Source organism: Glutamicibacter sp. AGC84, assembly GCF_053543575.1.
Genome location: NZ_JBLVOC010000010.1, coordinates 22,487 through 27,427, shown reverse-complemented (window position 1 = coordinate 27,427; position 4,941 = coordinate 22,487). Strand labels below are relative to the sequence as shown.

The 4,941-nt window shown below is 60.4% G+C and carries 6 protein-coding genes; 4 read left to right on the top strand and 2 right to left on the bottom strand.

Annotated features, from left to right (window positions below):
• The first annotated feature begins 46 nt into the window (after positions 1 to 46).
• The 3 genes from ACNPN0_RS06770 to ACNPN0_RS06760 are packed head-to-tail and all read left to right on the top strand — an operon-like array spanning position 47 to position 2,449.
• On the top strand, positions 47 to 1,405 hold the full coding sequence (locus ACNPN0_RS06770; RefSeq protein ID WP_448937267.1) for an FAD-binding oxidoreductase: 1,359 nt from the start codon (positions 47 to 49) through the stop codon (positions 1,403 to 1,405).
• 38 nt (positions 1,406 to 1,443) lie between these two features.
• Entirely contained in the window at positions 1,444 to 1,881 is a 438-nt protein-coding gene (locus ACNPN0_RS06765) for a hypothetical protein (protein WP_388025181.1), read from the top strand.
• A gap of 19 nt (positions 1,882 to 1,900) precedes the next feature.
• Positions 1,901 to 2,449 (top strand): HtaA domain-containing protein, encoded by a 549-nt coding sequence (locus tag ACNPN0_RS06760; protein ID WP_105657053.1) that lies wholly within the window; start codon positions 1,901 to 1,903, stop codon positions 2,447 to 2,449.
• Positions 2,450 to 2,509: 60 nt separating this feature from the next.
• Here ACNPN0_RS06760 and ACNPN0_RS06755 read toward each other — a convergent pair whose 3' ends face one another.
• Both ACNPN0_RS06755 and ACNPN0_RS06750 read right to left on the bottom strand, forming a co-directional pair.
• Positions 2,510 to 3,424, bottom strand: coding sequence for a hypothetical protein (locus ACNPN0_RS06755; RefSeq protein ID WP_388025183.1), 915 nt, complete (start codon positions 3,422 to 3,424; stop codon positions 2,510 to 2,512).
• A gap of 120 nt (positions 3,425 to 3,544) precedes the next feature.
• Entirely contained in the window at positions 3,545 to 4,357 is an 813-nt protein-coding gene (locus ACNPN0_RS06750) for a shikimate 5-dehydrogenase (protein ID WP_388025185.1), read from the bottom strand.
• Between the two features lie 140 nt (positions 4,358 to 4,497).
• Between ACNPN0_RS06750 and arr the strand changes: the two genes are divergently transcribed.
• Entirely contained in the window at positions 4,498 to 4,908 is a 411-nt protein-coding gene (gene arr / locus ACNPN0_RS06745; protein WP_388025187.1) for an NAD(+)--rifampin ADP-ribosyltransferase, read from the top strand.
• Positions 4,909 to 4,941 lie beyond the last annotated feature (33 nt).

The following is a 4,941-nucleotide window of genomic DNA, read 5'->3' as shown; positions in this document are numbered from 1 at the left end:
GGACAGCTCAGCTGTCCTGCCAGATCTGCATTCAAAGGAGATCGAGATGACTACCGTGGCGACCAGTCCAGTGCTATGCGCCCATCCCCGGGCCTCGCTCGATGAGCAGGACCGCAAGCAGGCCAGCGTGGACCGCTCCGGCTATGTGCCCCCGACCTTTGCCGACGGGGTGATCTTCGCGCAGGACATCGATGATGTGGTGCTGGCGATGCAGTTGGCCCGCAAGCATGGCGCCACGATCGTCCCGCGCGGGGCCGGCACCGGGCTGGCGGCAGGAGCCAGCGCCGAGGCCGGGCAGATCGTGCTCGACTTGTCCCGGATGGACAAGATCCTGGAAATCGATCCGGTGGAAGCCACCGCGGTGGTGCAGCCCGGCGTGCTCAATGCGGCGGTGAACCAGGCCGCCGGCGAGCACGGGCTGTTCTACGCCCCGGATCCTGCCAGTACCGCGATCTGCTCGATCGGCGGCAATATCGCCACCAACGCCGGCGGCATGTGGTGCGCCAAGTACGGGGTGACCCGCGAGTCGGTGCTCAGCTTGCTGGTGGTGCTGCCCGACGGGCAGCTGCTGCGTACCGGACGGCGGACCATCAAGGGCGTGGCCGGCTATGACATGAATGCGCTGATGATCGGTTCGGAAGGCACCTTGGGCATTGTGGTTGAAGCACTGCTGCGCCTGCGCCCGAAGCCCAAGCACACCTCCACCTTGGTCGCCTACTTCCCCGATGAGGATACCGCGGCAAAGGCCGCCTCGGCGGTGATCGCCGAACGGCTGGCCCCCTCGGTGCTGGAGCTGATGTGCGGCAAGACCCTGAAGGCAGTGGATGCGGCGCTCGGAACCGGCCATGGATCACGCGGCGGCGCGTTGCTGCTCGCGCAGACCGACGGCTACGGCGCGCAGCTGGAAATGCAGGCCCTGCAGGATGCGATCGCCCCGCTGGCCGCGCACATCGAGATCGCCACGGACCAGGAGCAGGCCGAGGCGCTGATCGAAGCCCGGCGCCAGGCGATCCCGAGCATGGAGCTGCTGGGCACCGCCTCGATCTGCGATATCGGCGTGCCGCGCAATCGCTTGGCCGAAGCCTTCGCCGGCCTGCAGCGCATCGAGGATGAACGCGGAGTATCGATCTTCACTATCGCCCATGCCGCCGATGGCAACCTGCATCCGATCATCGTGGTGCCTGAAGGCCAATCCATCACCAGCGGCGCACCGAAGGCCGCGCTGGGAGACATGTTCCACCTCGCCAAGTCCCTGGGCGGCACGCTCACCGGCGAGCACGGCATCGGTTTGCTCAAGCAGGATTGGCTGGCCCAGGAGCTGGGCGAAACCTCGCTTGCGTTGCAGCGACGGGTGCGCGCGGTGTTCGATCCACAGGGCATCTTGAACCCGGGCAAGGCGATTTAACCCTAGAAGTCATCCGCTGACATGGGTAGGGTAAATACATGGATGAGTATCTACCGGTGGACTTCAGCCTTCCTCTCGTGTCGCTGGCGGCTTCTGTGATCTTCTTGCTGATCGGGTTGCCCTTGATCATCCACGCCCTGATCCGCCGCAAGGGCTTCACGCGCCTGCGTGACGGGGAGCAGACTTATGCGCGACGCGCATCCATCCGCACCGAGTTCATTTCTGCCGGTATTGCTGTGGTGGCAACGGCCATCTGCCTGGTCATGGGCATCACCGGCTACAACACCGCGATGAGCAACCTCGAGGCGAACGTCCAGAAGGAATATTCGCCGACCGCGTTGGAGATCAAGTACTGGAACGGGTCGTGGGCAACAGCAGATATCGCCTTTGCCGACGGCACCAGCTACGTGGATGCCCAGATCTCAATGCAGTCTGCCTACCGTCCACTAGTTGAACCGAAGATGACGCTGGATTAGCTGGCAGAGAACTGTCGCCATGATCCAACTCCAGTATGAAATACTGGCCACAGCATATTTTCACGCCGATATCCTGTGGAGGGAAAAGACAATGACCGGAAGTGGTGCGCCAGCAGGCGATCCGTTCCAGCCGCATCTTGAGTGGGGTCTGAAAACCTCGTTCGTGAGCTATATTTCTTCCCTCGCCGACGGACGCATTGAAGCTGCCAACGGGGTATGGCAGGCAGGCAACGCGTTGGCGTTCCCCGTCTCCCCCGCTGCAGAGGTACCGGAAAACGAAATCTGGTTCAACGGGCGCGTGTCCTTCTCCGGGCACGGCGGCATGATGAAGCTGGATCTCTTTGAACCGCGCATCGTGAACCATGACGAGAACATCAGCCTCACGATCGACGAAGCCGGCGAACGCGTTGCCATTGCCGAGCTCACCGAAACCAGCGTTTCGAACGCTTTCGGCCTGGTCAAGACCCGCTTCTCGGCGGTGCTCACCGAGGCAGGTTCGAAGCTGTTCAATGGCCAGTACCCTGCCGGCCAGCAGATGGAAGAAGTCGAGGTCGTGCTGCGCGGTTAGCAGCTCACCAGCAACAGGGCCCGGCACGAAAGTGCCGGGCCCTTGGTGCTTGTCTACTGTTTAGGCGATCTGGCTCTGTTGCAGAGAACGCAGGTAGGCAAGTCCGGGGTGCCTTTCCAATCCTTGTTGACCACGTAGGGCCCAGACCGCGGCAACAGCAGCAAACAAACCGCCGGTACCACCAAGCATCAGTGGTTGAGTGTCCGGGAATTGCACGATCATCGTGCCGGTTGTGCTGTCGATATCCATGCTGGTGGCTCCGCTGAAGTAGAAACTCAACCAGGTTCCGTCTTGGCGTCGGCAGATCACTCGGTGGTTCGTTACTACAGCAAGCACTTCCTGTTGCTCACGCCATTGCTCTTTCGCCAAAGCTTCAGCCTGAGTACGGCGGGCTTTGTTTCCCAACGCCATAGCCAGAACGCCAACAGCGACCAGGGTTGGATTTCCCATCAAGAAGCCCGAACTCTGCGTGAAGGTGACATCAGAACCGTAGAAACGGGCATAGTTGGCGTTGGCGGCACAGATTGCCTGCTCGTTCTGGCCTAGGACAACGTCCCATGGCGGGCTTTGCGACCGCCAAGTTCCGTCGTAAAGGTCACCCGCCAACTGAGCGGCTGCGACCTGTGCACGGGCAAGTTCCGCCCTTTCGTTGACGATCACTTGTTCCGCCTTCGAGTAGCGTCCCTTGGAACGGCAGAATGCTCGCCAAGCAAGCCGCATCTTTCCGAACGATGTCAGCAGGAAGAAGAGCCCGACACAGAAAATTAAGAGCGATCCGAAAGCCAATCCGGCTAGTGCGGTATTCTCAATTTTATTGGTCAGTGCAAACGCATTGAGCAAAAGAATCGCGCTGGCGAAGAAGAGAATTACGGCAACAGCTACCCGAACAATCCATGGTGCATGGCGCTTCCATGTCGAATAGTTGTCATATTCCATTTCCTTGAGCGTCGATATTTTGCCGCGCAAACTGGCCAACCCCTCTGTTACTTCTTATTCTGCTCAGCTGGTTCGATTGATTTTATTCGAGTTGCGTCGAATTTTTCTTGTTATTGCTCATACCGTTGCTCGAAAGGGCGCGGAACCGTCTGATTGCGCTTATTGCCGCGAAAACTCTGACGCTCGCAGCACCTGATCCTCGGTGAGCGCCTGGCCGGTGTACTTCTCGAATTGCGCCGCGGCCTGCAAGGCGATGACCTCGGCGCCGGTGATGACCTGTTTGCCAGCGTCACGGGCGGCGCGGATCAACGGTGTTTCGCTGGGGAATGCCACGACGTCGAAGATGCTCTGGGCCGACGCAAGATGCCCGGCTGTGAATGACAGCGTTTCGGCTTGAGCGCCGTCCATGCCCAGCGGAGTGACGTTCACGAGAATCTGGTGTCCTGGGGCGGGGTCGACGGTGGTAAAGCGGTATCCGTATTTATCGGCCAGGGGTTGTCCGGAACCTTCATTGCGCGCCAGCACCGTCAAGTCGCTGAATCCGGCCTCGCGGAAGGCGGCGACCACTGCCTTGGCCATGCCGCCAGAACCGCGCACCAGAACGCTGCTGCGAACATCCAGTCCATGGCGTGCAATGAGGGCGGCGATGGCTTCGAAATCGGTATTCGATGCAACGAGCCGACCCCCGTTATTCACGATGGTGTTGACCGAGTCGATTGCTTTGGCCGAAGGCTCGATCTCGTCCACCAGTTCCATGACTTCTTCCTTGAACGGCATGGAGACCGAGCAACCGCGAATCCCCAGGGCGCGCACCCCGGCAATAGCTCCTGGCAGGTCGTCGGTGGAGAAGGCCTTGTAGATGAAGTCCAGGCCGAGTTCGTCATACAGGTAATTGTGGAAACGTGTCCCGATGTTCGATGGTCGCCCGGAGAGCGAAATGCAAAGGGACATGTCTTTGTTCAAAATGGGCACGCGGGATCTCCAATGGTGTTGGCCGGTTCACCTCCAATATACGTGCACCGGTTCGTGGATCCCGCAAGGCCCGGTGGGCATCCGGACAGGACTCGCACTGCTCTTCCGCTGTGCCGGCGCTTCGGCTAGGCTCATGGCGCATGAGCCAGGATCTTGACCAGGGACCATTTTTCCACGGCACCAAAGCCGCGCTGCACCCCGGGGATCTGCTGTCCCCCGGTTTTCCCTCGAACTATCGTCCCGAAATCATCATGAACCACATCTACTTCACCGCACTTGCCGATGGCGCGGGGTTGGCCGCCGAAATTGCGGCCCTGGAGGGGACCGCCCATGTCTATGAAGTGGAACCGACCGGGGCGTATGAAGATGACCCGAATGTCACCGACAAGAAATTCTCGGGCAATCCCACGCGTTCCTACCGCAGTGCGCATCCTGTACGGGTGATCCGTGAAGTCCACGATTGGACCCGGCTGTCGCCCGAAGCCTTGCAAAGCTGGCGTGAACGCATCGCAAGGATCGCCGATGACCCAACAGCCGAGATCATCAACTAGCCTTCGCACGCAAATGGGCGGTGGGCGATGCCT

Bases quoted from the DNA above. Each gene is read 5' to 3' on its own strand.
- ACNPN0_RS06770 (WP_448937267.1), top strand. From the start codon at position 47: ATGACTACCGTGGCGACCAGTCCAGTGCTATGCGCCCATCCCCGGGCC.
- ACNPN0_RS06765 (WP_388025181.1), top strand. From the start codon at position 1,444: ATGGATGAGTATCTACCGGTGGACTTCAGCCTTCCTCTCGTGTCGCTG.
- ACNPN0_RS06760 (WP_105657053.1), top strand. From the start codon at position 1,901: ATGATCCAACTCCAGTATGAAATACTGGCCACAGCATATTTTCACGCC.
- arr (WP_388025187.1), top strand. From the start codon at position 4,498: ATGAGCCAGGATCTTGACCAGGGACCATTTTTCCACGGCACCAAAGCC.